25 protein-coding genes and 1 pseudogene are annotated in these 25,480 nt (G+C 67.3%); 15 read left to right on the plus strand and 11 right to left on the minus strand.

What is annotated here, in order from left to right; all coding sequences use genetic code 11:
- Positions 1-66 precede the first annotated feature (66 nt).
- Both ACXI0U_RS22760 and ACXI0U_RS22765 read right to left on the minus strand, forming a co-directional pair.
- Positions 67-1,092 (minus strand): DUF2955 domain-containing protein, encoded by a 1,026-nt coding sequence (locus ACXI0U_RS22760; protein ID WP_479550863.1) that lies wholly within the window; start codon positions 1,090-1,092, stop codon positions 67-69.
- Complete coding sequence (locus ACXI0U_RS22765; protein ID WP_374979353.1) at positions 1,092-2,153, minus strand: HlyD family secretion protein; 1,062 nt, start codon at positions 2,151-2,153, stop codon at positions 1,092-1,094. Before ACXI0U_RS22765 ends, ACXI0U_RS22760 begins: the two co-directional genes overlap by 1 nt.
- 168 nt (positions 2,154-2,321) lie before the next feature.
- Between ACXI0U_RS22765 and ACXI0U_RS22770 the strand changes: the two genes are divergently transcribed.
- Complete coding sequence (locus ACXI0U_RS22770; RefSeq protein WP_021217920.1) at positions 2,322-3,278, plus strand: LysR family transcriptional regulator; 957 nt, start codon at positions 2,322-2,324, stop codon at positions 3,276-3,278.
- Between the two features lie 96 nt (positions 3,279-3,374).
- Complete coding sequence (locus ACXI0U_RS22775; protein ID WP_021217921.1) at positions 3,375-3,572, plus strand: hypothetical protein; 198 nt, start codon at positions 3,375-3,377, stop codon at positions 3,570-3,572.
- A 527-nt stretch (positions 3,573-4,099) separates the two neighbouring features.
- On the opposite strand, the gene desA is transcribed toward ACXI0U_RS22775, so the two are convergent.
- The gene (gene desA / locus ACXI0U_RS22780; RefSeq protein ID WP_021217922.1) at positions 4,100-5,287 is read right to left on the minus strand and encodes a delta-9 fatty acid desaturase DesA; all 1,188 of its coding nucleotides are present in this window, start codon (positions 5,285-5,287) and stop codon (positions 4,100-4,102) included.
- Positions 5,288-5,453: 166 nt separating this feature from the next.
- Between desA and dibA the strand changes: the two genes are divergently transcribed.
- The 6 genes from dibA (at position 5,454) to ACXI0U_RS22810 (ending at position 11,821) form a co-directional block, all read left to right on the plus strand.
- Entirely contained in the window at positions 5,454-7,394 is a 1,941-nt protein-coding gene (dibA, locus tag ACXI0U_RS22785; protein ID WP_479550864.1) for a phosphodiesterase DibA, read from the plus strand.
- Between the two features lie 223 nt (positions 7,395-7,617).
- Positions 7,618-7,800, plus strand: a complete 183-nt coding sequence (gene oscA / locus ACXI0U_RS22790; protein WP_021217924.1) for a sulfur starvation response protein OscA — start codon at positions 7,618-7,620, stop codon at positions 7,798-7,800.
- Between the two features lie 141 nt (positions 7,801-7,941).
- Complete coding sequence (locus ACXI0U_RS22795; RefSeq protein ID WP_479550865.1) at positions 7,942-8,952, plus strand: sulfate ABC transporter substrate-binding protein; 1,011 nt, start codon at positions 7,942-7,944, stop codon at positions 8,950-8,952.
- 171 nt (positions 8,953-9,123) lie between these two features.
- On the plus strand, positions 9,124-9,942 hold the full coding sequence (gene cysT, locus ACXI0U_RS22800) for a sulfate ABC transporter permease subunit CysT (protein ID WP_021217926.1): 819 nt from the start codon (positions 9,124-9,126) through the stop codon (positions 9,940-9,942).
- Positions 9,943-9,955: 13 nt separating this feature from the next.
- Complete coding sequence (gene cysW, locus ACXI0U_RS22805) at positions 9,956-10,828, plus strand: sulfate ABC transporter permease subunit CysW (RefSeq protein ID WP_431482957.1); 873 nt, start codon at positions 9,956-9,958, stop codon at positions 10,826-10,828.
- A 3-nt stretch (positions 10,829-10,831) separates the two neighbouring features.
- Positions 10,832-11,821 (plus strand): sulfate/molybdate ABC transporter ATP-binding protein, encoded by a 990-nt coding sequence (locus ACXI0U_RS22810; protein WP_021217928.1) that lies wholly within the window; start codon positions 10,832-10,834, stop codon positions 11,819-11,821.
- A gap of 284 nt (positions 11,822-12,105) precedes the next feature.
- On the opposite strand, the gene ACXI0U_RS22815 is transcribed toward ACXI0U_RS22810, so the two are convergent.
- A complete protein-coding gene (locus ACXI0U_RS22815; RefSeq protein WP_316924463.1) occupies positions 12,106-12,510 on the minus strand; it encodes a hypothetical protein in 405 nt (134 codons plus the stop codon).
- Positions 12,511-12,641: 131 nt separating this feature from the next.
- On the opposite strand from ACXI0U_RS22815, the gene ACXI0U_RS22820 reads away from it, so the two are divergent.
- Both ACXI0U_RS22820 and ACXI0U_RS22825 read left to right on the plus strand, forming a co-directional pair.
- Positions 12,642-13,430, plus strand: coding sequence for an MmyB family transcriptional regulator (locus ACXI0U_RS22820; RefSeq protein WP_316924464.1), 789 nt, complete (start codon positions 12,642-12,644; stop codon positions 13,428-13,430).
- Positions 13,431-13,571: 141 nt separating this feature from the next.
- Positions 13,572-14,312 carry a hypothetical protein gene (locus ACXI0U_RS22825; protein ID WP_374979359.1) on the plus strand — a complete coding sequence of 247 codons (741 nt, stop codon included), beginning with the start codon at positions 13,572-13,574 and terminating at the stop codon, positions 14,310-14,312.
- A gap of 309 nt (positions 14,313-14,621) precedes the next feature.
- Here ACXI0U_RS22825 and ACXI0U_RS22830 read toward each other — a convergent pair whose 3' ends face one another.
- On the minus strand, positions 14,622-15,146 hold the full coding sequence (locus ACXI0U_RS22830; RefSeq protein ID WP_479550866.1) for an Mpo1 family 2-hydroxy fatty acid dioxygenase: 525 nt from the start codon (positions 15,144-15,146) through the stop codon (positions 14,622-14,624).
- 91 nt (positions 15,147-15,237) lie between these two features.
- On the opposite strand from ACXI0U_RS22830, the gene ACXI0U_RS22835 reads away from it, so the two are divergent.
- Positions 15,238-15,927 carry a Crp/Fnr family transcriptional regulator gene (locus ACXI0U_RS22835; protein ID WP_479550867.1) on the plus strand — a complete coding sequence of 230 codons (690 nt, stop codon included), beginning with the start codon at positions 15,238-15,240 and terminating at the stop codon, positions 15,925-15,927.
- A 4-nt stretch (positions 15,928-15,931) separates the two neighbouring features.
- Here the strand turns inward: ACXI0U_RS22835 and ACXI0U_RS22840 are convergent.
- Positions 15,932-16,381, minus strand: a pseudogene (locus ACXI0U_RS22840) (methyl-accepting chemotaxis protein); the annotation flags it as partial.
- A 650-nt stretch (positions 16,382-17,031) separates the two neighbouring features.
- Positions 17,032-18,042, minus strand: a complete 1,011-nt coding sequence (locus ACXI0U_RS22845; protein WP_479550868.1) for an AraC family transcriptional regulator — start codon at positions 18,040-18,042, stop codon at positions 17,032-17,034.
- Positions 18,043-18,141: 99 nt separating this feature from the next.
- On the opposite strand from ACXI0U_RS22845, the gene ACXI0U_RS22850 reads away from it, so the two are divergent.
- A complete protein-coding gene (locus ACXI0U_RS22850) occupies positions 18,142-19,209 on the plus strand; it encodes a fatty acid desaturase (RefSeq protein ID WP_479550869.1) in 1,068 nt (355 codons plus the stop codon).
- A 160-nt stretch (positions 19,210-19,369) separates the two neighbouring features.
- A complete protein-coding gene (locus tag ACXI0U_RS22855) occupies positions 19,370-19,534 on the plus strand; it encodes a rubredoxin (protein ID WP_021220460.1) in 165 nt (54 codons plus the stop codon).
- A 9-nt stretch (positions 19,535-19,543) separates the two neighbouring features.
- Here ACXI0U_RS22855 and ACXI0U_RS22860 read toward each other — a convergent pair whose 3' ends face one another.
- A complete protein-coding gene (locus ACXI0U_RS22860; protein WP_021220459.1) occupies positions 19,544-20,452 on the minus strand; it encodes an autotransporter outer membrane beta-barrel domain-containing protein in 909 nt (302 codons plus the stop codon).
- Positions 20,453-20,485: 33 nt separating this feature from the next.
- Complete coding sequence (locus ACXI0U_RS22865) at positions 20,486-21,052, minus strand: TetR/AcrR family transcriptional regulator (RefSeq protein WP_021220458.1); 567 nt, start codon at positions 21,050-21,052, stop codon at positions 20,486-20,488.
- A 91-nt stretch (positions 21,053-21,143) separates the two neighbouring features.
- On the opposite strand from ACXI0U_RS22865, the gene ACXI0U_RS22870 reads away from it, so the two are divergent.
- Both ACXI0U_RS22870 and ACXI0U_RS22875 read left to right on the plus strand, forming a co-directional pair.
- The gene (locus ACXI0U_RS22870) at positions 21,144-21,884 is read left to right on the plus strand and encodes an SDR family oxidoreductase (protein WP_021220457.1); all 741 of its coding nucleotides are present in this window, start codon (positions 21,144-21,146) and stop codon (positions 21,882-21,884) included.
- A gap of 159 nt (positions 21,885-22,043) precedes the next feature.
- Positions 22,044-22,634, plus strand: a complete 591-nt coding sequence (locus ACXI0U_RS22875) for a 2-hydroxychromene-2-carboxylate isomerase (RefSeq protein ID WP_479550870.1) — start codon at positions 22,044-22,046, stop codon at positions 22,632-22,634.
- Positions 22,635-22,637: 3 nt separating this feature from the next.
- On the opposite strand, the gene ACXI0U_RS22880 is transcribed toward ACXI0U_RS22875, so the two are convergent.
- The gene (locus tag ACXI0U_RS22880; RefSeq protein WP_021220455.1) at positions 22,638-23,849 is read right to left on the minus strand and encodes an HDOD domain-containing protein; all 1,212 of its coding nucleotides are present in this window, start codon (positions 23,847-23,849) and stop codon (positions 22,638-22,640) included.
- 212 nt (positions 23,850-24,061) lie between these two features.
- Positions 24,062-25,342, minus strand: a complete 1,281-nt coding sequence (gene gabT / locus ACXI0U_RS22885) for a 4-aminobutyrate--2-oxoglutarate transaminase (protein WP_271659414.1) — start codon at positions 25,340-25,342, stop codon at positions 24,062-24,064.
- Positions 25,343-25,480 lie beyond the last annotated feature (138 nt).

Here is a 25,480-nt window from a genome sequence, read left to right on the forward strand (position 1 = left end):
AGCCTGCCTTCGCGTATTCGGGTCACGTTACGCCCACAACGAAGCGGCGGGCATGGGTGGCCGCGGTCAGGCATGACTCTGGTGACGAATGGCTGCAAAACGGTTGAACAGGCGGTGCAGAACGAACACCGCAAGCAGGGTGATGAAGACCGCAACGCAAACCGAACTGAGCCGATAGGCCAGGCTGAACATCATGTCGTGACTCGGCGTCAGGTATTGACCGAAAACAATCGCCAAAGTTGTCAGCGCGCCGAAGCCGATTCCCTGCGCCCCCTCCAATACGTGCACTCGGGCACAGAAAAACGCCGCTATCCAGTACAGCGAGGCGACGAGCGGTAGCACGTCGTAGTGGTCGTAGAGCAGCAGTTGCAGCACCAGCCCGATGAGGCAGCCGAGCATGGTGCCGAGGGCGCGGATGCGCCCGGCGAAGCGGATGCCGTTCCAGTGCATGGGGAAGAGCACCAGGATCGAGGCGATCTGCGCGGAAAGCGAATCCTTCAGGTCGAAGGTCTGGAAGAGGATGAACGACAGGGTGGCGATGCAGGCGCCGAGCAGCGCTTCGTGGCGCTGGCTGGGCAGGTCCTTGGCCGGCGGAGTGCGCGGCTCGCGGGGCTCGGCATCGGGGAAGAGGAAGAACATCAGCCAGGCGATCAGCACCGTGAGGCAGGCGGCCACCAGATTGCTGGCCACCAGGTCGTAGAGGTGGGTTTCGGGGTAGCTGGCGAAGTGCAGCTGCATGGAGAGGAACACGCAGCCCAGGGCGCCGAACATGAACAGCGGGCCGCGCGCCATGAGGCTGAAGCGCCAGAGGAAGGCGGCGAAGACCAGGGGCACGATGAGCATCGGGCGGTCGCCGAACAGGCCGTAGATGACCAGCGTCTCCAGGCTCACCAGCACCGCCTGGGCGAGGAACTGGCGGATCACATGGGCGTTGATGGTGGGCACCAGGCCCAGCAGCAGCATGGGGTAGACGCAGAAGAACGAGCCGTTGTCCCAGCCCATCAGCTTGCACACGAACAGGCCGAGGGTGCCGCCGCAGGCCAGGCGCAGGCACTGGCGCAGGCCGTTCTCGCTGAGGGCCGGGCGCGTCATCAGTAGATGTAGTGCAGCAGGCTGATGAGGCGGATCTGCACCCGGCCGAAGAAGGTGGCCAGGGGCGATTCGTGGGGGTAGAGCTGCACCGTGGCCTTGGCGCCGCTGGGCAGGGGCGCTTCCGGGGGCGCCTCCAGCAGCACGTGCAGGCGCTGGCGCTGGGCGTCGCGCACCCAGCGATCGGAAGTGGCGGGGGCGGCGAGGTCGCCGTTGGCGTCCAGCTGGCCTTCCTTGACGCCGGCGTCGATGGCGCTGACCCGCGCCGCGAAGATGCGCCCGGGCAGGGCGTCGAACACCACGCTGGCGCCATCGCCCAGGCCCACGTAGCGCAGGGCCTTCTCGCGGAAGTCGGCACTGACGTCGGCCTCATCGGCCACCAGCGCGGCCACCGGGCTGCCGGCGGCGACGAAAGCGCCGGGGGACAGTTGCAGGTTGCTCAGGGTGCCGGCGCGCTCGGCGCGGACTTCGCTGTACTGCAGTTGCAGGCGGGCCTGGTCGAGGGCATTGCGGGCCTGGCGCAGGCGCAGGTTGTCGTCGCCCGCCGCACCGCGCTCGGCGGCCAGCTGGTGGATGCGCGCACTGGCGGCGGCCACCTTGGCGCTGGCGGCGGCACGCTGGGATTGGGTCTGCTCGAACAGCTGGCGGGAGACGTGCTGGCTGGCCACCAGCTTGCCGAGGCGTTCGGTCTCGCGCGCCAGCTCCTGGGCCGAGGCATCGGCGGCGAGCTTGTCGGCACGGGCGGCGGCGAGGCTGGCATCGAGCTCGGCGTTGTCCTGGGCGGCCTGCTCCAGGGCCAGCTCGGCGGCGTTGACGGCAAGGCGGAAGGGCTCGGGGTCGAGGCGGAACAGCAGCTGCCCGGCCTGCACATGGGCGTTGTTGCCGACGACGATGTCCAGCACCTGGCCGCTGACCCGGGGCGCCAGGCGCAGCACCGGGCGCGTCAGCTGGGCTTGGGGGGTGATGGGCATCCACAGGTCGGCCGCGAGGAAGTAGACGAACAGCAGCACGAAGGCCGCAATGGCGCTCCGCACCCGGCGGGCGAACCTTTGATCGGGGGTCATGGATACCTCGGAAGTACAGGGCGGACCGGTGTTGCCGCGGTGCCCGCGGACGGGGCGATGGGCGGTGATCCGGTAAAACGGCAAACAGCTCAGGGCTGGCAGTATATTTACCGGCGTTTCCTGGATAATCAGCGCCCTTCGAGAATCAGCCTTGCGCGAGGAGTAACAATGGACACCCTGAACAGCATGCGTGTGTTCGTTCGCGTCATCGAGACCGGCAGCTTCACCGCAGCGGCGCAGGCGCTGGACCTCTCCACCGCGCAGGTCTCGCGGCTGGTTTCCGAATTGGAGCAGCAGTTGCAGGCACGCCTGCTGCACCGCACCACCCGGCGCCTGGCACTGACCGAGGTGGGCGAGCGCTACCTGCAGCGCAGCCGCTCCATCCTCAACGAAGTGGACCAGGCCGCTGCCGAGGCGCGTGGCGCACACCTCAAGCCCAGCGGCCGGCTGCGGGTGCACACCATGACCGGGCTCGGCCTGCAGCACCTCACCGGCCTGGTGGCGCGCTACACCGAGCTGTACCCGGAGGTGGTGGTCGACCTGACCCTGTCGCAGCGCAACCCCGACCCGCTGGAGGACGGCCAGGACGTGGTGCTGACCTTCGCCCGCGAACTGCCGGATTCGCAGATGGTGGCGCAGTCCCTGGGGCAGATGTACAGCGTGGTCTGCGCATCACCGGGCTACCTGGAGAAGCACGGCGTACCCAAGGGCCCGGCGGACCTGCGCCATCACCGCTACCTGCGCCTGCTGGACCCGCTCTACCAGGACAACTGGGTGCTGCAGGGCACGGATGGCGAGTTCGACGTGCTGCCGGCGGAGGCCTTCCAGGTCAACGTCGCCGAGTCCCTGGCCCGCGCCGCCCAGGCGGGCATGGGCTTCTGCCTGCTGCCCTCCTTCGTCGCCTGCCAGCCGCTGCGCGACGGCACGCTGTTGCGCCTGCTGCCGGAACATCGCCTGCGCGAGCGCAACATCTATGCGATCTACCCGTCACGGCGCTTCCTCGACGCCAAGATCAGGACCTGGGTGGACTTCCTCAAGGCCGAGCTGCCGCCGCTGTTCGCCCAGGACGACGCCGTGCTGGACGACCCGCGCCACTGGGCCGTGCGCACACAATTGTTGCGCTAGAAGCAATTGTGATTCACCTGGGCCGTGGTTTTTCGCCGCCGGCCCGGCCCCTAAGATGGCCTCGGTTTCCAGATGCATCCCGCCGAGGATCACGCTATGCAACGCAATCTCTTTGTTACTGCCGCTTTCACCGCTTTCGCCCTGTCCTTCACCCAGTTCTCCTTCGCCGAAGAGTCGTCCGCCTTTGTTGCGCGAAATGCGCAGTATGAGCAGCGCGCCCAGGACGCCGCCCAACAGCAGGCCATCGCCAAGCAAGGCACCGAGCGCAAGGCCGAGTCCGGCCAGGACAGCTGATCGACCCGCTCCACCTCCTCCTTACCTCCTGACGTCGATGTGATTGCTCCTTTCGACGTCTTGTTCCAGCCGCCCTCCCCCGGGCGGTTTTTTTTGGCCGCGTTTCAGAACCAGGCGTGTGTGGGCGGTGCAGGTGGGAGTGGGAGGGTAGGAGCGAATTCATTCGCGATGGAGTGTCCAGCCACACGCAGCAGGGGGACGGCGGTGAGTCTTTCGCGGCTGAAGCCGCTTCTACAGATGGCAGGGGCCCAACCCCGCAGCGGTGGACCGGTGAAGCGGGGTCCACCCTACATCGCCTGGCAGCTCGTGCCCGCACGGACTTCCCCGCTGGGTAGGGTGGATAGCGCTCTTCTATCCACCAAGCGGACTCGCCCCACACACCAACACCTCGCCCCTCTCCCGGAGAAGCGAATTCATTCGCGAAGGGGCGGGCACGCATCGTTGGCCCTCGCGGGCTCGGCACCAACCTGCGGGACACGCCCATGAAAAAGGCCGGCAATGGCCGGCCTTCTTCGGGGTCGTTGCGATCAGGCCGTGGCGGCCGGGCGCAGCGAGTAGGTCTTGAGCTGCTCGGCGAAGTCGCGCAGCGACTGGATGCCGCTGGCCTCAGCCTCGTGCACCCATTGCTTCATGGCTTCGAGCATGTCGTGGCCGTTGGCGCTGGTCTTGACCCAGATGTGCTGCAGGGCGAGGCGCTTCTCGTAGATCACCTTCAGCGCCTGGCTCTGCTCCAGCATGGCGGCGATGCGCGCATGGTGGCGTTCGTCCAGCAGGCTGGTCTCGCGGGACAGCAGGCGCTTGGCGCGGCGGAACAGGTGGCGCACCGACTCGTCGGCCTTGGCCAGTTCCTGCTTCACCAGGGGCGCGATCACCAGCTTGCGGTACTGCGCCATGATCTGGAACCGGTTGTTGAGGATGGCCATGGCGGTGTCCATGTCCAGGCTGCCCTTGCCTTCCACGCGGTGGGCGATGGGCGCCACGCGCTGCACCTTGGCCAGGCGCAGGAAGCTGAACAGCTTGATCCAGGCCCAGCCCAGGTCGAATTCCCACTTCTTCACCGACAGCTTGGCCGAGTTCGGGTAGGTGTGGTGGTTGTTGTGCAGCTCTTCGCCACCGATGAGGATGCCCCAGGGCACCAGGTTGGTGGCGGCGTCGCGGCATTCGAAGTTGCGGTAGCCGACGGCGTGGCCGAGGCCGTTGATGACGCCGGCGGCCCAGACCGGGATCCACATCATCTGCACCGCCCAGATGGTGATGCCGGCGACGCCGAACAGGGCGAGGTCGATGGCCGCCATCAGGAACACGCCACCCAGGGGGTAGCGGGAGTAGACATTGCGTTCGAGCCAGTCATCCGGGCAGTTCTTGCCGTAGATGCGCAGGGTCTCTTCGTTTTCGGCCTCCTCGCGGTACAACTCGGCGCCGCGGCGCAGGACGGTGCCCAGGCCCTTGATCACCGGGCTGTGCGGGTCGTCGACGGTTTCGCACTTGGCGTGGTGCTTACGGTGGATCGCGGTCCATTCGCGGGTGTTCATCGCGGTGGTCAGCCACAGCCAGAAGCGGAAGAAGTGCTTCAGCGCCGGGTGCAGTTCCAGGGAGCGATGGGCGGAATAGCGGTGCAGGTAGACCGTGACGCCGACGATGGTGATATGCGTCATCACCAGGGTGGCTGCCACCAGTTGCCACACCGACAGATCGAGAAAACCGTTGTACCACATGGAGTGCGTAGCCTCGGGGGAAGGAAGGGCGAGGTTGTCGGACAAACACCGGCATTATCCCCATGAATTGTGAGAAAACCATCCTGTTCTTTAGATAAGAAAGAGATGAATCTCCATTCATCTATAATGCGAAACCGATCACATCTGGCATGGCCTCGACTCACCTATGAAACCCAAGCTCAGCGCCGTGAAACTGGTGCTGCCCTACTTCCTCCTCGCCAGCGCCTGGATACTCTTCAGCGACCATCTGCTGCCCTTGCTGAGCCCCGATGGCAGCCGCCTGGAGCTGCTGCAGTCGGCCAAGGGGCTGCTCTTCGTGGCGGTCACCAGCGGCCTGCTGTACCTGCTGGTGTGCCTGCACATGCGCCGCCTGCGCGCCTACCTGCAGGCCCGCCGCGAGCAGGAGAGCAGCCTGCGCCAGGCCGCCGCGGTGTTCGACGCCACCCAGGAAGGGGTGCTGGTCACCGATGCCGAGCAGCGCATCGTCCACGTCAACCGTGCCTTCGCCCGCATCACCGGCTTCGAGGAGAGCGAGGTGCTGGGGCAGACCCCGGTGCTGTTCAAGTCCGGCCGCCACGACGAGGCCTTCTACCAGTCGATGTGGAACGCCCTGAAGAACCGCCATGCCTGGAGCGGCGAGGTGTGGAACCGCCGGCACAACGGCGAGGTGTACCCGCTGTGGCAGAACATCCGCGCCATCCACGACGAAGACGGCCTGCTGACCCATTACGTGGCGGTGTTCTCCGACGTCAGCGCCATCAAGCGCTCGCAGAACGAGCTGGACTACCTGGCCCACCACGACCCGCTGACCAACCTGCCCAACCGCCTGCTATTCACCGAGCGCGTCGAGCACGCCCTGGAGCGCGCCCGCCGGGAAGGCAGCGAGGGCACGGTGATCCTGCTGGACCTCGACCACTTCAAGCACATCAACGAAAGCCTCGGCCACAACCACGGCGACCTGCTGCTCAAGGCGGTGGGCGAGCGCCTGGCCACCCTGATGACCGGCGGCATGACCCTGGCGCGCCTGGGCGGCGACGAGTTCGGCCTGCTCTGCGAGGGCTCCGGCCCGGAACAGGCGGCGGACCTCGCCGGGCGCATCCAGCAATGCCTGGCCGCGCCCTTCCACCTGGCCGAGCAGAACCTGTTCATCAGCGCCAGCCTGGGCATCAGCCTGTTTCCGGGGGATGCCGAGAACGTCGAGCAGGTGCTGCGCAACGCCGACTCGGCACTGTTCAAGGCCAAGAGCGTGGGCCGCGAGACCTTTGCCTTCTATAGCCAGGAGCTGACCGAGCAGGCGCGCCAGCGCGTCGAGCTGGTCACCGCGCTGCGCCAGGGCCTGGAGCAGGACGAGCTGCGCCTGGTGTTCCAGCCCATCCACGACCTGGCCGATGGCCACCTGATCGGCGTCGAGACCCTGGTGCGCTGGCAGCACCCGCAGCGCGGCCTGGTGCCGCCGGCGGAGTTCCTGCCGGTGGCCGAGGAAAGCGGCCTGATCGGCGCCATCGACGCCTGGGTTCTGGAGCGTGCCTGCCGGCAGATGCGCGACTGGACCGAGCGCGGCCTGCAGCTGTCGTTCATCGCGGTGAACGTGTCCTGCCGGCTGTTCAGCCGTGGCGAACTGGACACCCGCGTCGCCCGCGTGCTTGCCGACACCGGCCTGGAGCCGGGGCGCCTGGAGCTGGAGATCACCGAGAGCGCGGTGATGGAGGACCCGGACACCGCCCTGGAGCTGCTCGACCGCCTGTGCAAGCTCGGCGTGCGCCTGGCCATCGACGATTTCGGCACCGGCTATTCGTCCCTGCAGCGCCTCAAGCGCCTGCCGGTGCACAAGCTGAAGATCGACCAGAGCTTCGTGCAGAACCTGCCCGACGACCGCGACGACATCGCCATCGCCAAGGCCGTTACCGCGCTGGGCCACAGCCTGGGCCTGGAGGTGCTGGCCGAAGGCATCGAGCACCAGCGCCAGGCCGACTTCCTCCGTGGCCTGGGTTGCGACCATGGCCAGGGCTACCTGTTCAGCCGCCCGCAGCCGGCCCAGCAGCTCGAGGAAGCCTGGCAGCTTTCCCCCTCGGGCGGCGCCACCCCGCAACAGATCAGCCTGCTCTGACCCCTTCTCTCCGGTGGGCCAACGCCCGCCGCGCGTCACTCCGCCCGGAGCGGGCGGACCTCTGGCCAGCAGGGCGCCGAGCGATCCGGCTCAATCTAACCATTGGTTATATAAAAATTCTTAAACAGTATTTTTAAGAATATTCATGCCCTGATTAAGATGCGCCCAAGCCACGCGAACCCCCTGTTCACCGACGCGGGCATCCCATCCAAGGAGCATGACCATGAGCGCAACACTCCGCAGCCTCGAAGGCCAGGACGAAGCCAGCATCCTGCGTGAAATCCAGAGTGCCCTGCACGGCCTGCGTTTCGGTGCCGTCGAGATCACCGTGCACAACGGCCAGGTGGTGCAGATCGAGCGCAAGGAAAAATTCCGCCTGCAACCGCCCGCCGGCAAGAACAGCTGACCCGAACACCCGACCGAGTCGCCGGAGGGGTCAACCCGATACGCGAACCGAGTCGACCGCGACGTGCACCGTGAACGCCCGCCGCGCCTGAAAGACAACCTAGCCAACAGCATAAAAACTCAGAATTCAGGAGCTTCATCCATGTCGATTCGCCGCTTCGCCCTGGCCACCCTGGCCAGCGCCCTGCTCACCACCCTGGTCGCCAGCCCGGTCGCCGCCGCCACCGAACTGCTCAACGTTTCCTACGACCCGACCCGCGAGCTGTACCAGGAGTACAACGCCGCCTTCATCAATCACTGGAAGGCCCAGGGCGGTGAAGACCTCAAGGTCCAGCAATCCCACGGCGGTTCCGGCAAGCAGGCGCGCGCGGTGATCGATGGCCTCAAGGCCGACGTGGTGACCCTGGCCCTGGCCGGCGACATCGACGAGCTGCAGAAACTCGGCAAGCTGATCCCGGAAAACTGGCAGACCCGCCTGCCGCAGAACAGCACCCCCTACACCTCGACCATCGTGTTCCTGGTGCGCAAGGGCAACCCCAAGGGCATCAAGGACTGGGGCGACCTGACCAAGGCCGGTGTGGAAGTCATCACCCCGAACCCGAAGACCTCCGGCGGCGCCCGCTGGAACTTCCTGGCCGCCTGGGCCTGGGCCAAGAAGCAGTACGGCAGCGACGCCAAGGCACAGGAATACGTACAGGCGCTGTACAAGCAGGTTCCGGTTCTCGACACTGGCGCCCGCGGTTCGACCATCACCTTCGTCAACAACAACATTGGCGACGTGCTGCTGGCCTGGGAAAATGAGGCCTTCCTGGCCCTCAAGGAACAGGGCGGCGAGAACTTCGAAATCGTTGCGCCGAGCCTGTCGATCCTCGCCGAGCCGCCGGTTTCAGTGGTCGACAAGAACGTCGACAAGAAGGGCACCCGCAAGGTCGCCGAAGCCTACCTGCAGTACCTGTACAGCGAGGAAGGCCAGCGCATCGCCGCGAAGAACTTCTACCGCCCCCGTGACGAGAAGGTCGCCGCCGAGTTCGCCAAGCAGTTCCCGAAACTGGACCTGGTGACCGTCGACAAGGACTTCAACGGCTGGAAGGAAGCGCAACCGAAGTTCTTCAACGACGGCGGCATCTTCGACCAGATCTACCAGGCGCAATAAGCCGAAGCTGCAAGCTGCAAGCTGCAAGCTGCAAGCTGCAAGCTGCAAGAAAATGGGTGGGGCGCAGGCCCCGCCCGGACAAGGGGAAGCGCGAGCTTCCCTTTGCCGTGCCCGGGCCGGTGATATTCCGGTGGCGGGCTTGAGCGTTCCAACGCAGAAAAAGGACAGATGATGTCTCGACGTATCTCCCCGGTCATACCCGGCTTCGGGCTGACTCTGGGGTACACCCTGGTGTATCTCAGCCTGTTGGTGCTGATTCCCCTGGGCGCCATGTTCCTCAAGACCTTCGACCTCACCTGGGTGCAGTTCTGGAACATCATCAGCGCACCCCGCGTACTCGCCGCACTCAAGCTCAGCTTCGGCACCGCGCTCGCCGCCGCCGTGCTCAACGGCCTGATCGGCACGCTGCTGGCGTGGGTCCTGGTGCGCTACGACTTCCCCGGCCGCAAGATCATCGACGCGATGATCGACCTGCCCTTCGCCCTGCCCACCGCCGTGGCCGGTATCGCGCTCACCGCGCTGTACGCGCCGGCCGGCCTGGTGGGCCAGTTCGCCACCGACCTGGGCTTCAAGATCGCCTACACCCCGCTGGGCATCACCCTGGCGCTGACCTTCGTCACCCTGCCCTTCGTGGTGCGCACGGTGCAGCCGGTGCTGGCCGACATCCCCCGCGAGGTGGAAGAGGCCGCCGCCTGCCTGGGCGCCAAGCCGCTGCAGGTGTTCCGCCACATCCTCCTGCCGGCGCTGCTGCCCGCCTGGCTGACCGGCTTCGCCCTGGCCTTCGCCCGCGGCGTGGGCGAGTACGGCTCGGTGATCTTCATCGCCGGCAACATGCCGATGAAGACCGAGATCCTGCCGCTGCTGATCATGGTCAAGCTGGACCAGTACGACTACACCGGCGCCACCGCCATCGGCGTGCTGATGCTGGTGGTCTCCTTCATCCTGCTGCTGCTGATCAACCTGCTGCAGCGCCGCATCGAAACCCCTTGAGGAGGCCCACGTCATGAGTAGTGCAACCCTGACCGCCGCCACCTCCGCCAACGCTGCCCGCCGTGGCAACCTGTGGGGCCGGCGCGCGCTGATCGCCGGCGCCTGGCTGGTGTTCGGCATCTTCCTGCTGCTGCCGCTGTACATCGTGCTCAGCGAGGCGCTGAAGCAGGGCTTCGGCACCTTCTTCGCCGCCATCTTCGAGCCCGATGCCCTCGCCGCACTGAAGCTGACGGTGATAGCCGTGGCCATCTCGGTGCCGCTGAACCTGGTGTTCGGCGTCGCCGCCGCCTGGTGCGTGAGCAAGTTCGAGTTCCGCGGCAAGAGCATCCTGGTCACCCTGATCGACCTGCCCTTCTCGGTCTCGCCGGTGATCGCCGGCCTGATCTACGTGCTGCTGTTCGGCGCCCAGGGCTACTTCGGCGAGTGGCTGTCGGACCGCGATATCCAGATCGTCTTCGCCCTGCCCGGCATCGTCCTGGCCACCGTCTTCGTCACCGTGCCCTTCGTCGCCCGTGAGCTGATCCCGCTGATGCAGGAACAGGGCACCCAGGAAGAAGAGGCCGCGCGCCTGCTCGGCGCCAACGGCTGGCAGATGTTCTGGCACGTGACCCTGCCCAACATCAAATGGGGCCTGATCTACGGCGTGGTGCTGTGCACCGCGCGCGCCATGGGCGAGTTCGGCGCGGTGTCGGTGGTTTCCGGCCACATCCGCGGCGTCACCAACACCCTGCCGCTGCACGTCGAGATTCTCTACAACGAGTACAACCACGTCGCTGCCTTCAGCGTCGCCAGCCTGTTGCTGATCCTCGCGCTGGTCATCCTGCTGCTCAAGCAGTGGAGCGAGGCCCGTTTGTCCCGTCTTAAATCCAGCGCTGATGAGGAGTGAGTCATGAGCATCGAAATCCGTAACGTCAGCAAGAACTTCAACGCCTTCAAGGCGCTCAACGACATCAACCTGGATATTCACAGCGGCGAGCTGGTGGCCCTGCTCGGTCCGTCCGGCTGCGGCAAGACCACCCTGCTGCGCATCATCGCCGGCCTGGAGACCCCGGACGCCGGCAACATCGTGTTCCACGGCGAGGACGTATCCCAGCACGACGTGCGCGATCGCAACGTCGGCTTCGTGTTCCAGCACTACGCCCTGTTCCGCCACATGAGCGTGTTCGACAACGTCGCCTTCGGCCTGCGCATGAAGCCCAAGGGCGAACGCCCCAGCGAGCCGGAGATCGCCGAGAAGGTCCACGAGCTGCTCAACATGGTGCAGCTGGACTGGCTTTCCGACCGCTACCCAGAGCAGCTCTCCGGCGGCCAGCGCCAGCGCATCGCCCTGGCCCGCGCTCTGGCGGTGAAGCCGAAGATCCTGCTGCTGGACGAACCCTTCGGCGCCCTCGACGCCAAGGTGCGCAAGGAGCTGCGCCGCTGGCTGGCGCGCCTGCACGAGGAGATCAACCTGACCTCCGTGTTCGTCACCCACGACCAGGAAGAAGCCATGGAAGTGGCCGACCGCATCGTGGTCATGAACAAGGGCGTGATCGAGCAGATCGGCTCCCCGGGCGAGGTCTACGAGAAGCCGGCGAGCCCCTTCGTCTACCACTTCCTCGGCGACTCCAACCGCCTGCAGCTGGGCGATGACCGCCACGTGCTGTTCCGCCCCCACGAAGTCTCGCTGTCCAAGGAGGCCGAGGACGAGCACCAGGCCGCCGAAGTCCGCGACATCCGCCCCCTCGGCGCCATCACCCGGGTGACCCTGAAGGTGGATGGCCAGGACGAGCTGATCGAAGCCGAAGTGGTCAAGGACCACGACAGCCTGGTCGGCCTCGCCCGTGGCGAGACCCTGTACTTCAAGCCCAAGGCCTGGCAGCCCGTCGCCCACGGCTGATCGTCGCGACGCAACGACAAAGCCCCTCATCCGAGGGGCTTTTTCATGGGCGCGGAACGCAGGAATGTAGGTTGGGCCGAAGCATGAGGCCCAACGCAACGGACCGGACCCTGGCACCGTTGGGCCTCGCAAGCTCGGCACCAACCTACGGCCCCGCCCTGCCAGCCCGACACATCTCCACCCGGCCCGGCATCGCGGTGGACGTAAAGAGCGACGTCCACCCATACACGACCCCGCCCTCTGGTGGGAGCGAGTTCATTCGCGAAAAAGGCAGGATGTCCGAGTTATCCACAGACCGCTTCGGTGGAGCGCTTGAGCCCGAAGAACTGCAGTTCGGCGAACAGAACCACCGCCAGCGCCTGGGCGATCACGAAGGTCTGGCCCAGCAGGGTCGGCTGCACCCAGCCGCTGACCAGCAGCAGGAGGCTGTCCACCACCCAGACGGCGTTGACCGCGATCACCGCCCACACTGCGCGGCGGTCCAGGGTTTCGCGGCGGGCCAGCCACAGCAGCACGGCGCACCAGGGCAGCATCGACAGGCCGGCACCGATGAGCAGCGCGGCGGGCAGCGCCAGCAGGGACGACAGCGGGCCGGCGCCCAGGGTCATCAGCAGGCCGGCGCCGCCGCTGACCAGGGCATCGAGTTGCAGGGCGCGGCGCAGCAGGGGGGAGGGTTGCACGGTGGTCATGGCGAATCTCCTGGGTATGAGCGGCCCGGCGGTTGCCGGTGCCTGGTCGCCAGGATTCATCGAGCGGAGAATCGCGTCGATTACCTGCCAGGTAATGGCCGTGCCTCACCGGCTCGACTATCGTCGCTGCCATGAACGCACCCACCCATCCCGTCGGCGCCCTGTTGCGCCAATGGCGCCAGCGGCGCCGACTCAGCCAGCTCGACCTCGCCTGCGACGCGGAGATTTCCACGCGCCACCTGAGCTTCGTCGAAACCGGGCGCGCCCAGCCCAGCCGCGAGATGCTCCTGCACCTGGCCGAGCAGCTGGACATTCCCCTGCGCGAACGCAACCGCCTGCTGGCCGCCGCCGGCTATGCGCCGCTGTTCCCCCAGCGCACCCTGGACGACCCGGCCCTGGCCGGTGCGCGCCAGGCCATCGAGCAGCTGCTCAAGGCCCACGAGCCGAACCCGGCGCTGGCCATCGACCGCCAGTGGAACCTGCTGGCGGCCAACGGCGCGGTGATGGCGCTGATCGCCGGCGCGTCCCCAGCCCTGCTCGCCCCGCCGCTCAACGTGCTGCGCCTGACCCTGCACCCGGAGGGCCTGGCACCGCGCATCGTCAACTTCGGCCAGTGGCGCGCCCACCTGCTGGAGCGGCTGCTGCACGACATCGAGGTGAGCGGCGATGCAGAGCTGCAGGCCCTCTACGACGAACTGGCCGCCTACCCGGCACCGCCCGCGACCGCCCCCCTGCCCACCGACGGCGTGCTGGTGCCCCTGCAGCTGGATACGCCCCTGGGGGTGATCAGCTTCATCAGCACCATCACGGTGTTCGGCACCCCGGTGGACGTGACCCTGTCCGAGCTGGCCCTGGAGACCCTGTTCCCCGCCGACCCGGAAAGCGCCGAGCGGCTGCGGCAGATCCTCCGGATGGGATGATTTGTCGCCCGGTGGTCATAAATCACTCTTTCGGGTAATACCCTCCAGCCCCCGGCGCAGTAGGCTGGGCGCGCACCGATTGGTGCCCACACACCTCATCGCTTTGTCTGCTCACAACAACAACAAAAGGAGCACGCCGGGATGCTTTCAGACGCTCTAGCACGCACTTTTATCGGATTGCTGCTCAGCCTGGTCGGGGCCGGGATGGCCCTCGCCGCCGAGCTCGCGCCCATCGACCAGGTACAGATTCACGCCTGTCGCGCCACCAGCAGCCTGCTGCTGTATCGCGGCGAAGGTTTCCAGGAAACCCACAAGACCCGCTTCGACGCCGACATCAAGGCGCTGGAGGCCGCGTTCCAGAGCGTGCCGCAGCCCAGCGACGGGTTCCGGCAGAAGTACCGCGCCCTTGTTACCCAGTTGCAGCAGGGTGTTTCCTACGGCCACAACGAGGACGACGTGCCCTGGCGCTTCCCCCAGGAACTGGCCAAATCCCTGCGTGAACTGCTCATCGCCGCCCGCTCCACTCCCGGCAACACCGCCAATGGCGAGCTGCCGGCCAAGGTGGAGTACCTGGCGGTGCAATACCTCAGCCGCGCCTACATCGGCACCTTCGAGATCGCCCGGGAAAGCAACGACACCTATATCGGCCAGGACGAACGCACCCTGCTGCCGGCCATCGATGCGCAGCTGCAGCCGATGGACAAGAACGACCCGGCGGTGGGCAAGCTGAAGACCCGCTGGAGCTTCCTCAAGACCGCCCTCAGCGATATGAACAGCCAGAGCAACACCCTGGTCAGCGCCTCCGGCCGGCCCTATGCACCGATGATGGTCGACCGCCACGCGCGCTCGATGAGTGCGCAGTTGCTGACCAAGGGCGGCTGAGAAAAGGGGGTAGCGAGGGTTATCCACAGGGCGGAGCCAGGCCCAACACCGCAGCGGTGGACCGGTGAAGCGGGGTCCACCCTACAGCGCCTGGCGCATCATGCCGGCACGAGCTACCCCGCTCGGTAGGGTGGATAACGCTCTTTTATCCACCAGGCGGACTCGCCCCATACACCGAAGCCTCACCCCTCTCCCGTGAGCGAATTCATTCGCGATGGAGCTGCCGGCCACTCGGAGCCGAGAGCCGGCGGTGAGCCTTTCGCGGCTGAAGCCGCTCCCACAGGGGAAGCGATCCAACCGCGCATTACTTCAGGCGGTGGCTTTCTTCTCGCGGATGCAGGTCGGGCCGGCGCGGTGTTCGATGGCCTGCTCCAGCTCCTTGCGCATGCCGAGCATGAAGCCCAGCTCGGCGACCACGAACAGCGGGCCGACCACCAGGCCCATCAGGTCGTCGACGAAGGCGGGCTTGCGGCCTTCGTAGTAGTGGCCGACGAACTGGATCACCCAGCCCACCACGAACAGGCCGAGGCCGGCGCTGAGCCACAGGGCGGTGGATTGCACGGCCAGCGTGGTGCCGACCCAGAGGCTGAGCCAGAGCAGCGCGGTCATCACCAGGCCGAAGCGCAGGTCGAGGCGGAAGTAGAAGACGGCGGAGGCCAGCGCCACCAGGGCGGCCGGAGATATCCACAGGCCGGCGGCGACCAGGCCGGGGCGCGACAGCAGCACCGCCACGGCGACCACGATCAGCGGGATGCCGATGAAGTGGCTGAAGATATTGCGCCGGTCACGGTGGTATTCGGCGTACTGGGCGAGATGATCGACGAGGGTTTTCATTGTTATGTCCTCAGGTTGCAGGCAGTTGCGCCGATAATGGCGCCTGTCCTGACCTATCCTCTGTCAGCTAGCCGACAAAGCCCATCGCCCGATGCCCGAACTTTCCGACTGCCGTTCCCAACTGCTCACCGGCCACTGGTTCGCCGGCCTGCCCGCGTCCCTGCAGGAGGCCCTGGTGGACCAGGCGCGCCCGCTGAGCCTGGCCCCCGGCGAATGCCTGTTCCGCCGGGGCGACCCGCCCTGCGGGCTGTATGCCGTGCTCGAGGGCGCGGTGCGCATCGGCGTGAGTGCGGAAAACGGCAAGGAGGCGCTGCTGATCCTGGAGGAGCCGCCGCACTGGTTCGGCGAGATCTGCCTGTTCGATGGCCAGCCGCGCACCCATGACGCCTTCGCCGAGGGGCCGACGCAATTGCTCAACGTGCCCCAGGCCGCGCTGCAGAAGATGCTGGAGGCGGAGCCGGCCTGGTGGCGCGAGCTCGCCCTGCTGATGAGCCAGAAGCTGCGCCTGGCCTTCATCGCGCTGGAGGAAATGAGCCTCTTGCCGGCGCCGCAACGCCTGGCGCGGCGGTTGCTGATGATCGCCGAGGGCTATGGCGAGACGAGCGGCCAGCGCCGGGTCATCCACCTGGCCCAGGAGCAGTTGGCGTTGATGCTGGCGGTGTCGCGGCAGACCACCAACCAGATCCTCAAGGAGCTGGAGGCCCAGGGCGTGGTGCACCTGAACTATGGCGGGATCGAGATCCTCGACCTCGCCGGCCTGCGCAAGGCGGCGCGGCTGTAGCGGCTCAGGACGGCCCGCGCAGGGCCTCGGCGAGCTGACGGCCCAGCGCCGCCGCTTCTTCCAGCTGGGCCTCGAGGCGCGCCATCTCCTGGCGCCAGGCCTGCTGGTTCTCGTGCTGCAGCGCCCAGTGATCCGGCAAGGGCGCCAGCGCCTCGCGCAACTGCGCACCCTGCCCGTCCAGGCCGGCCATCCGATCGCCCAGGGGCTCCAGCGCGGCCACGCCTGCGGCCAGCCCGGCATCCTGCCCGGCCAGGTGGGCGACGGCGGCGGCGGTCTGCTGCTGGATGTCTTCGGCCATGCGCCCGACTTCCTCGGTGGCACCGGCGGTACGCGCGGCGAGGTTGCGCACCTCGTCCGCCACCACGGCGAAGCCACGCCCGGCATCACCGGCGCGGGCGGCCTCGATGGCAGCGTTTAGCGCCAGCAGGTTGGTCTGGCTGGCGATGGACTGGATGCTCTGGGCGACCTTCTGGATCTCGCCGCTGCGCTCGGCCAGGGCCTGGACGCGCTCGCGGCCGGTGCCGCTCTCGGCGAGCAGCGCGGCGAAGGCCTGGCGCGCCTTGTCCAGGTCGGCGCGGCCTTCGGCACCGGCCTGCTGCAACTGTGCGGCGAGCTGTTCGAGGCGATCGAGATCCGGCGGGGCGACGCCGGCGTCATGGCGCTGCAGCCAGCTGGCGCCCTCCTCCAGGCGCTGGCGCAACAGGCTGTCGAGCTGGCTGGCGACGACTTCCAGGCGCAGGCGTTCGGCGGCGTGGCGGTCGGCCTGCACCGCCAGTTCCGCCAGGCGCGGGGCCTGGTCCTCCAGCGGCTCGTCACGCGGTTCCTCCGGCACTTTCCAGGGCCCCAGCCAGGGCCACAGCGCCAACAACAGGTAGGCCGGGATGCTCCAGGCGGGCGGCACCTGCCAGCGCGTGTAGACCAGCATCAGCAGGGCCAGGCCCAGGGTGTGGAGCGCGACGGCATAGGGATGGCGAGCGTAGGCAGGACGCATGGGCTTCTCGGGTGGTTCTTGTAGTGGAGGGATTCTGGCCGTTCGGCTGGCGACTGGCCAGTTCTGCCACGCAGGCAAAAGGCCCCTGGAGCACAGATGCCTTCCGTGAAGGTTCAACGCCCCAGGCTTTCGCGGTACTGGCTCGGCGCCTGGCCGGTCCAGCGCTTGAAGGCGCGGCTGAAGCTGCTGGTGTCGGCAAACCCGAGCAGGTAGGCGATCTCGCTGATGGAGCAGCGCGGGTCGCGCATGTGCACCAGGGCCAGGGCCTGGCGGGTGTCGCCGAGCAGTTGCTCGTAGCTGCTGCCCTCTTCCGCCAGGTGGCGCTGCAGGCTGCGCAGGCTCAGGTGCAGGGACTGGGCGATGCGCTCGGCCGAGGGTTCGCCATTGGGCAGCTGGGCCTCCAGGCAGGCGCGCACCTTGCGCGCCCAGGTGGGCACCTGCAGCTGCTCCAGGGTGCGCTTGAGCACCGTTTCGTTGTGCTCGGCCAGCTCGGGGTTGGCGTCTTCCAGGCGGCGTTCGAAATCCGCGCGGGCGAATTCGATCAGGTCTTCCGGGGCGCCGAAGTGCAGCGGGCAGCGGAACACCTGGTGCCAGGGCGCGGGGTCGGCCGGCTGCGGGCGGCGCAGGTGCACGGCCAACGGCGCGTAGTCGCGGCCCAGGCGGTTGCGGCAGGTGCGCACGTAGATGGCGGCGAAGGCGTCTACGGCCTCGGGGGCCGGTGCGGGGCCCTCCTCAGGCACACGCAGGCGGAACTCATAGCGCTCGCCGTGCAGGGTCAGCTGCAGGGCCAGGGCATCGCTGACCACCTGGTGGTAGCGCTCGATGCGTTCGAAGATCTCCCGCAGGGTGGCGCTGGCCACCAGCGCGTAGCCCAGGGCGTGGAAGGTGGTGGGGCTGAGGTAGCCGGAAATCTTCAGGCCCAGCGCCGGGTCACCGCTGGCCATGACCGCCAACTGCCACAGGCGCGTGGTGGCGGAGAGCGGGTAGCGCGCGTTGGGGTCGTCCATCAACGCCGGGTCGAGGCCGGCCTGGCGGCAGAGGCCGTCGCTGTCGAGGCCGAGCGCATCCAGCTGCTTGCGCAGGGCTCGGGTCCAGCTGGCGAGGGTGGAGGGCTCGTCGCTCATGCAGGTTGGCGTATCCGGTCAACAGGTTGGCGTTCAGGGTCAGGCGTGGCGCGCACCGCCTCGGCAGAGTGGGCTCACGACGAGCAAGAGGATGTAAGCATGTCCCCGACCACCGCAAGCCCCGCAAAGCTGAATGATCAACAGCGATCAGCCCATATTCGTGAAGTGGTGATGGCCCACGGCGCAGAGCTGCGCCAGCGCTACCCGATCCTCAACCGCCAGGACCTGCTCGGCGCCAGCATCCTCGCCTTCGCCCTCGCCGGCATGGTTGGCTCGGCGGCGCTCTACCTGAACGGCACGATCGCCTGGTGGGCGTGCCTGCTGGTCAACGCCTTCCTCGCGTCGCTGACCCACGAGCTGGAGCACGACCTTATTCACAGCATGTACTTCCGCAAGCAGAAGGTGGCGCACAACCTGATGATGGCGCTGGTGTGGCTGGCACGGCCGAGCACCATCAACCCGTGGGTGCGCCGCCACCTGCACCTGAACCACCACAAGGTCTCCGGCACCGAGGCCGACATGGAGGAGCGCGCCATCACCAACGGCGAGCCCTGGGGCCTCGCCCGGCTGCTGATGGTGGGCGACAACGTGATGTCCTCGCTGATCCGCATGCTCCGTGCCAGGAGCTGGGCGCACAGGAAGTCCATCCTGGTGCGCACGCTGAAGGTCTACGCACCGCTGGCGCTGATGAACTGGGGCACCTGGTACGTCTTCCTCGGCTTCCATGCCATCAACGGCGTGAGTGCGCTGCTGGGCGCGCCGGTGGCCTGGTCGGACACCACCCTGGCGGTGATGCAGGGCGTGGATATCGCGGTGGTGGTGCTGGTGGGCCCCAACGTGCTGCGCACCTTCTGCCTGCACTTCGTCAGCTCCAACATGCACTACTACGGCGACGTGGAGCCGGGCAACGTGATCCAGCAGACCCAGGTGCTCAACCCCTGGTGGCTGTGGCCGTTGCAGGCGTTCTGCTTCAACTTCGGCAGCACCCACGCGATCCACCACTTCGTGGTCAAGGAGCCCTTCTACATCCGCCAGATGACCGCGCCGGTGGCACACAAGGTGATGCGCGAGATGGGCGTGCGCTTCAACGACATCGGCACCTTCGCCCGCGCCAACCGCTGGCAGGCGCCGCAGCAGCCGGTGGCCGAGCGCGCACAGACCGCCTGACGCCTGCCCCGTAACCCCAAACCTAAGATGGGCCGCCTGGCGGCCCTTCTGCGCCTACTATCGCCGCCATTCCGCCCACGACAGCGCCCCGGCCACCACGGCCCGGCGGGCGTCGCGCCGCGGACAATCCGCTCAACCGTGAAGAACAAGAGGTACCGGCATGAAAACCTGGATCTGTGTGGTCTGTGGCCTGATCTATGACGAAGCCAAGGGCTGGCCCGACGAGGGCATCGCCGCCGGCACCCCCTGGGCCGATGTGCCCGAGGACTGGATCTGCCCCGACTGCGGCGTGGGCAAGATGGATTTCGAGATGCAGGAAATCTGAGGCGCGGCCTCAGTACTTCAGGCTCATGCGCAGGGCCAGACCGTTGTCCCGCGACTCGGTGGCCCAGTCGCCCTCGTAGGCCAGGCCCAGGCTCAGGGCCTGGTCCAGCTGCCAGTCGAGCATCAGGCCGAGGTGGATGACGTCGCGGGCGAGCTGCGCCTCGCCGGCGCCGTCTTCATCCCCGAGCCGGCGATCGCCGCTGTTGCGCCGCCAGGCCGGGATCACCCGCGCCACCAGGCGCTGGTCGGGGCCGAGGGTCCAGGCGGTGGTGCCGCGCAGGCCGAAGGTGGCCTGCAGCAGCTCGTCCCGTTGTGACGCCACATCAGCCTGGCGCTCATTGTCCTGGCGCAGCCAGGCGAGTTCGCTGAAGCCTTCGAGGCTGAAATCGCGGTAATCCAGCGAATAGCTCAGCTCGCCGAACAGCTGCCCGCCCCGGGCATCGGCGGCAGACGCGTGGCCGTCCACCCGGTGGCTGTCCAGCAGCAGGCCGGTCTTGAAGCCGATCTGGTTGTAGAACTTGGTGCCGAGGTAGGCGCCGAGCTGGTAGCCGTCGAGGCGCGCATCGTCGCTGCCGGCCTCCAGTTCCGTGCGGGACAGCCCGGCCGTGGCGCCCAGCACCCAGTCGCCCACCCAGCGTTCACTGCCCAGGGCGATGCCGGAAACAGTCCGCTCGCGGCTCGGCGCCGCACCCGGCCCGTCGGCGGAGCCGTGGCTGGCGTAGGTGCGCGCCCAGTAAGGCTGCTGCCCGTCTTCGGGTTCGCCCTCACGGAAGGAGAAACGCAGCTGCTGGATGCGGTCGAGCACCGCCTCACGGGTGAAGCGCGCGTCCTCCAGCAGCGTGGCGCGGGAGGCCTGGTGCAGGTCGCCGGCGAATACCGAAGGGGCCAACAGCAGGCAGGTGAACAGGGACGCGCGCATGGGTTCTCCGAGGACGGGCGGCTGTGGATAACTCTAGCCGCGCCGCTCCAGCGCTTGCATCAACAAGGTGCGACCGGCACTGAGCACCTCTTCCTGGCGCGATTCGCTGGCGAGCATGCGCGCGATCACCAGGGCGCCGACGCACTGGGAGATCACCGCCCAGGCCAGCTCGCCGTCTTCGAGTATCTCGGCCCAGGCCTGCTGCAGTTGCAGCATCCAGTGCTCGGCGGTCTCGCGCACCGGCAGGTCGGCGCGGGCGATCTCCGCGCCCAGGGCGGGAATCGCGCAGCCGCCTTCGGCGTTGTGAACATGGGCCATGCTCAGGTAGTGCTCGAGGCAACGCTGCAGGCGTGCCTGGTCGAAGCCTTCGCCCTGGGCGACCTGGCCGATCAGGCTGCGCGACAGCTCGCGCTCGACGATGGCGGTGAACAGGTCGTCCTTCGACGGGAAGTGGCTGTAGAAGGCGCCACCGGTGAGGCCGATGGCCTTCATCAGGGCATCTACGCCGGTGCTGGAGAAGCCGCCGGCCTTGGCGATCGAGCCGCTGCTCTCCAGCAGTTTCTGCCGGGTTTCTTCCTTGTGGGTGGGGGAATAGCGCATGTCGACCTCCATAAAACGCACTGCTTGACGCGGGTTGGACTGTAGCATAACGTCCGTTCAGCTAACGACCGTTTAGTTAAAGGTGACTGCCATGAATACCGAATCGAACAACAACAAGGTGGTGCTCGTGATCGGCGCCGGTGATGCCACCGGCGGCGCCATTGCCCGGCGTTTCGCCCGCGAGGGTTATATCGCCTGCGTGACCCGGCGCAGCGCGGACAAACTGCAACCCCTGGTGGACAGCATCCGCGCCGAAGGCGGCCAGGCCCACGGCTTTGCCTCCGACGCGCGCAAGGAAGAGGACGTGACCGCGCTGGTGGAGCAGATCGAGCGCGAGATCGGCCCGATCGAGGCCTTCGTCTTCAACATCGGCGCCAACGTGCCCTGCAGCATCCTCGACGAGACCGCGCGCAAGTATTTCAAGATCTGGGAGATGGCCTGCTTCTCCGGCTTCCTCACCGGCCAGGCGGTGGCGCGGCGCATGGTCACCCGTGGGCGCGGCACCCTCCTCTTCACCGGTGCCACGGCGGGCCTGCGCGGCGCGGCCAACTTCGCCGCCTTCGCCGGCGCCAAGCACGGCATCCGCGCCCTGGCGCAGAGCATGGCGCGCGAGCTGGGGCCACGGAACATCCACGTCGCCCACGTGGTGGTGGACGGCGCCATCGACACCGACTTCATCCGCGACACCTTCCCCGACATCTACGCCCGCAAGGAGCAGGACGGCATCCTCGATCCGGAGCACATTGCCGAGAACTACTGGTTCCTGCATAGCCAGCCGCGAGATGCCTGGACGTTTGAGCTGGATCTACGCCCCTGGATGGAACGCTGGTAGGTGTGCAGCCGACCGGCTGCGCGGCGCCCAGGCGTTGTTGGCGATCCCGTGCGAAATGCTCATTGGCAGAAGCCAACTCCGCTTTCACCCGGGCTCGCCGCCTAGCCTGAACGTCGCTCGCGCGGTCTCACGAATTCGCTGACAAGAACGAGAAAAACCATGACCAAGAGCGTCGAATTCTTCTTCGATCTGGGCAGCCCGGCCAGTTACCTGGCCTGGACCCAGCTACCTGCCCTCTGTGCCCGCAAGGGCGCGACCCTGGTGTACCGGCCGATGCTGCTGGGCGGGGTGTTCCAGGCCACGGGCAATGCCTCGCCCAATGCGGTGCCGGTGAAGGGCCGCTACTCGATGATCGACCTGGACCGCCATGCGAAGCGCTATGGCGTGCCGCTGGTGTTCAACCCGCACTTCCCCATCAACACCCTGACGCTGATGCGCGGCGCCATCGGTGTGCAGCTGCACCAGCCGGAGCGCTTCGAGGCCTACCTGGAGGCGATGTTCAAGGCGATGTGGCAGGAGCGGCGCAACCTGGGCGACCCGGCGATCCTCGGGGCGACCCTGGTGGAAGCCGGTTTCGATCCCCAGGCGCTGCTGGCGCTGGTGGGCGACCCGACGGTGAAGGACGCACTGAAGGCGGCCACCGAAGAGGCGGTCAAACGTGGCGTGTTCGGGGCACCGACCTGCTTCGTCGGCAGCGATATGTTCTTCGGCCAGGACCGCCTGGACTTCATCGAGGAAGCCCTGGGCTGAGCCTCAGGCCTGCAGCAGTCGCGCCGGCAGGCGCCGCAGCAGGTCGGGGTCGAGACGCAGCAGGCGTGCGGCGCGCTCTTCCAGCAGTTCGCCCACGTCCTGCCCCACGGGCAGGCGCAGCAGGCTGGCGCAGAGGTTCATCGCCAGCGCTTCACGGGAGAAGACCCCAGTACCCAGGCCGTAGAAGGCCGCCACCAGCTCGCGCAGGCCGAAGGGCAGGCGCCAGCGGATGCGCAGCGCGGAGCCGAAGCTGGCGGCGCGCTTGCGCAGGGTTTCCAGCAATTCCTCGTCGCTCAGCCCGCCACCGGCGTCCTGCCAATCCTGCAGGCTGCGCAGCAGGGCCAGTTCACCCATGTTGTGCAGCAGGCCGGCGGTGTAGCAGAGCTCGGCATCGAGATCGAGTTCGCTGGCCATCCAGTAGCCCAGCTCGGCGCTGCGCTGGGACGATTTCCAGGCGATCTCGGCCAATTCGGCCAGGCGCGGGTCATGCAGGTGGGCGTTGCGCTCCAGGGCCATGCCCAGCACCAGGTTGAGCACCCGGGTGACGCCCAGGCGGTGCAGCGCCTGGCCGAGGGTCTGGCAGGGCACGCCGAGGTGATGGGCCGCGCTGTTGGCAGCGGCGATCAGCTTGGCGGTGATCTGCGGGTCACGGGAGAAGACGTCGTCGAGGTCGCGCAGGTCGACATCGCTGGCCTGCAGGCACTGGCTGACGGCGTCGCGCACATCGCTGAGCAAGGGCGCGCCCTGCCCTTCCTCGCGCACGCTGTCGAGGTATTCCTTGAGGGTGCTGACCAGCAGCGAAGCGACCGCGCTGTGCGCCTTGTTCGCCCCCGGCAGCAGGCTGCCCAGGCGCTGGCGCAGGCCCTCGGCATTGAAGGGCTTGCCCAGGTAGGCGGCGGGCGCCAGGGGCAGTGCCGCGCGCACGCTGCTGGCATCGACCTTCTCGCTGATGAGGATGAAGGGCAGCACCGGCGTACGCGGGTGGCGCCTGAGCTGGCGCAGCAGTTCCAGGCCGCCGCCGCCCTGCAACTCGCCGTCGGCGATCACCAGGTCGGGCAGGCGCCGCTTGCAGCGGGCCAGGGCGGCCTGGGTATCGGGCACGCGCACCACGCTGGCATCGCCACGTACATCCAGCACCAGTTGCGCGAGCAGGTCCGCCGTCCAGGGGTCGGCCTCGGCAATCAGGATTTCCGGGACCTTGGCGTGGGCGGGCATGTGAACCTCGAAGGGCAGCGCGATCCAGGGGCGTGGCCTGGAAGCCGGGAATGCGATGGAGTTGGCAAAAAAGTGAGCGCGCAGTCTAAACGGCGCCTCACGGGCTGGATAGTGGCCTTTTGAGGGTATTGAACACCGCGAGGTGTAGGCCTTGATCCAGGGCAAAAAAAGACCCGCCGAAGCGGGCCTCAAATACGCCTGGCTGGTGAGCCTCAGGCGAGTTCGTCGAAGCACTCGGCGACAATGGCCAGGCCTTTGTCGAGCTGTGCATCAGGGATGGTGACCGGCATCAGGAAGCGGATGACGTTGTAGTAGGTGCCGCAGGACAGCAGGATCAGGCCCTTGTCGCGCGCCTTGGCAACGATCTTGCCGACCAGCTCGGCGGCCGGCTTGCTCTCGTCGCCGCCTTCGAACAGCTCGATGGCGACCATGGAGCCGAGGCCGCGGACGTCGCCGATGACCTTGTGCTTGGCAGCGATGTCACGCAGGCCGGCCTTCAGGCGTTCGCCCACGGCCTGGCTGCGCTCCAGCAGTTTCTCTTCGTCGAAGACCTTGAGCACGGCCAGGGCCGCGGCGCAGGCGATCGGGCTGCCGGCATAGGTGCCGCCCAGGCCGCCGGGAGCGATGGCGTCCATGATCTCGGCCTTGCCGCACACGCCGGAGATGGGGAAGCCGCCGCCAACGGACTTGGCGAAGGTGGTCAGGTCCGGGATCACGCCCAACTGCTCGGTGGCGAAGAAGGTGCCGGTACGGCCAGCGCCGGTCTGCACTTCGTCAGCGATCAGCAGGATGCCGTGCTGGTCGCACAGGGCGCGCAGGCGCTGCATGAAGGGCTTGGAGTTGACGTAGAAGCCGCCTTCACCCTGCACCGGCTCGATGATGATCGCGGCGATGTCCTGGGGCTGGGCGTCGTTCTTGAAGATGCGCTCGATGCTGGCGATGGAGTCGTCTTCGCTCACGCCGTGCAGCTCGCACGGGGCCAGGGCGCGGAACACGCCACCGGGCATCAGGCCCATACCGGCGGAGTACGGAACCACCTTGCCGGTCAGCGACAGGGTCATCATGGTGCGGCCGTGGTAGGCGCCGGTGAAGGCGATCACGCCGGCGCGGCCGGTGGCGGCACGGGCGATCTTCACGGCGTTCTCGACGGCTTCGGAGCCGGAGGTGACCAGCAGGGTCTTCTTGGCGAAGTCACCCGGTACGCGCTTGGCGATCTCTTCGCAGAGCTCGATGTAGGGCTCGTAGGCCAGCACCTGGAAGCAGGTGTGGGACAGCTTGGTCAGCTGCTCCTGAACGGCGGCGACCACTTTCGGATGCAGGTGGCCGGTGTTCAGCACGGCGATACCGCCGGCGAAGTCGATGTACTCGCGGCCTTCCACGTCCCAGACGGTGGCATTCTCGGCGCGCTCGGCGACGACCGGGTGGATCTGGCCCACGCCACGGGGGACGGCGGCGGCACGGCGTTGCAGGATGGATTCGTTGGTCTTGCTCATGGTTTCCTCACGGCCGCTCATCGGGCGGCGCAGCTTCAAGGATGAATGCCCCCGGCAGGTTGCAGCGCAGCATTCGATGATCGACTGCGCAGGCCTGTCGGAGGCTCGACGTGGTTCATGTGGTACCGCTGGGGCGCC

This window comes from Pseudomonas sp. C9D1, assembly GCF_056491235.1.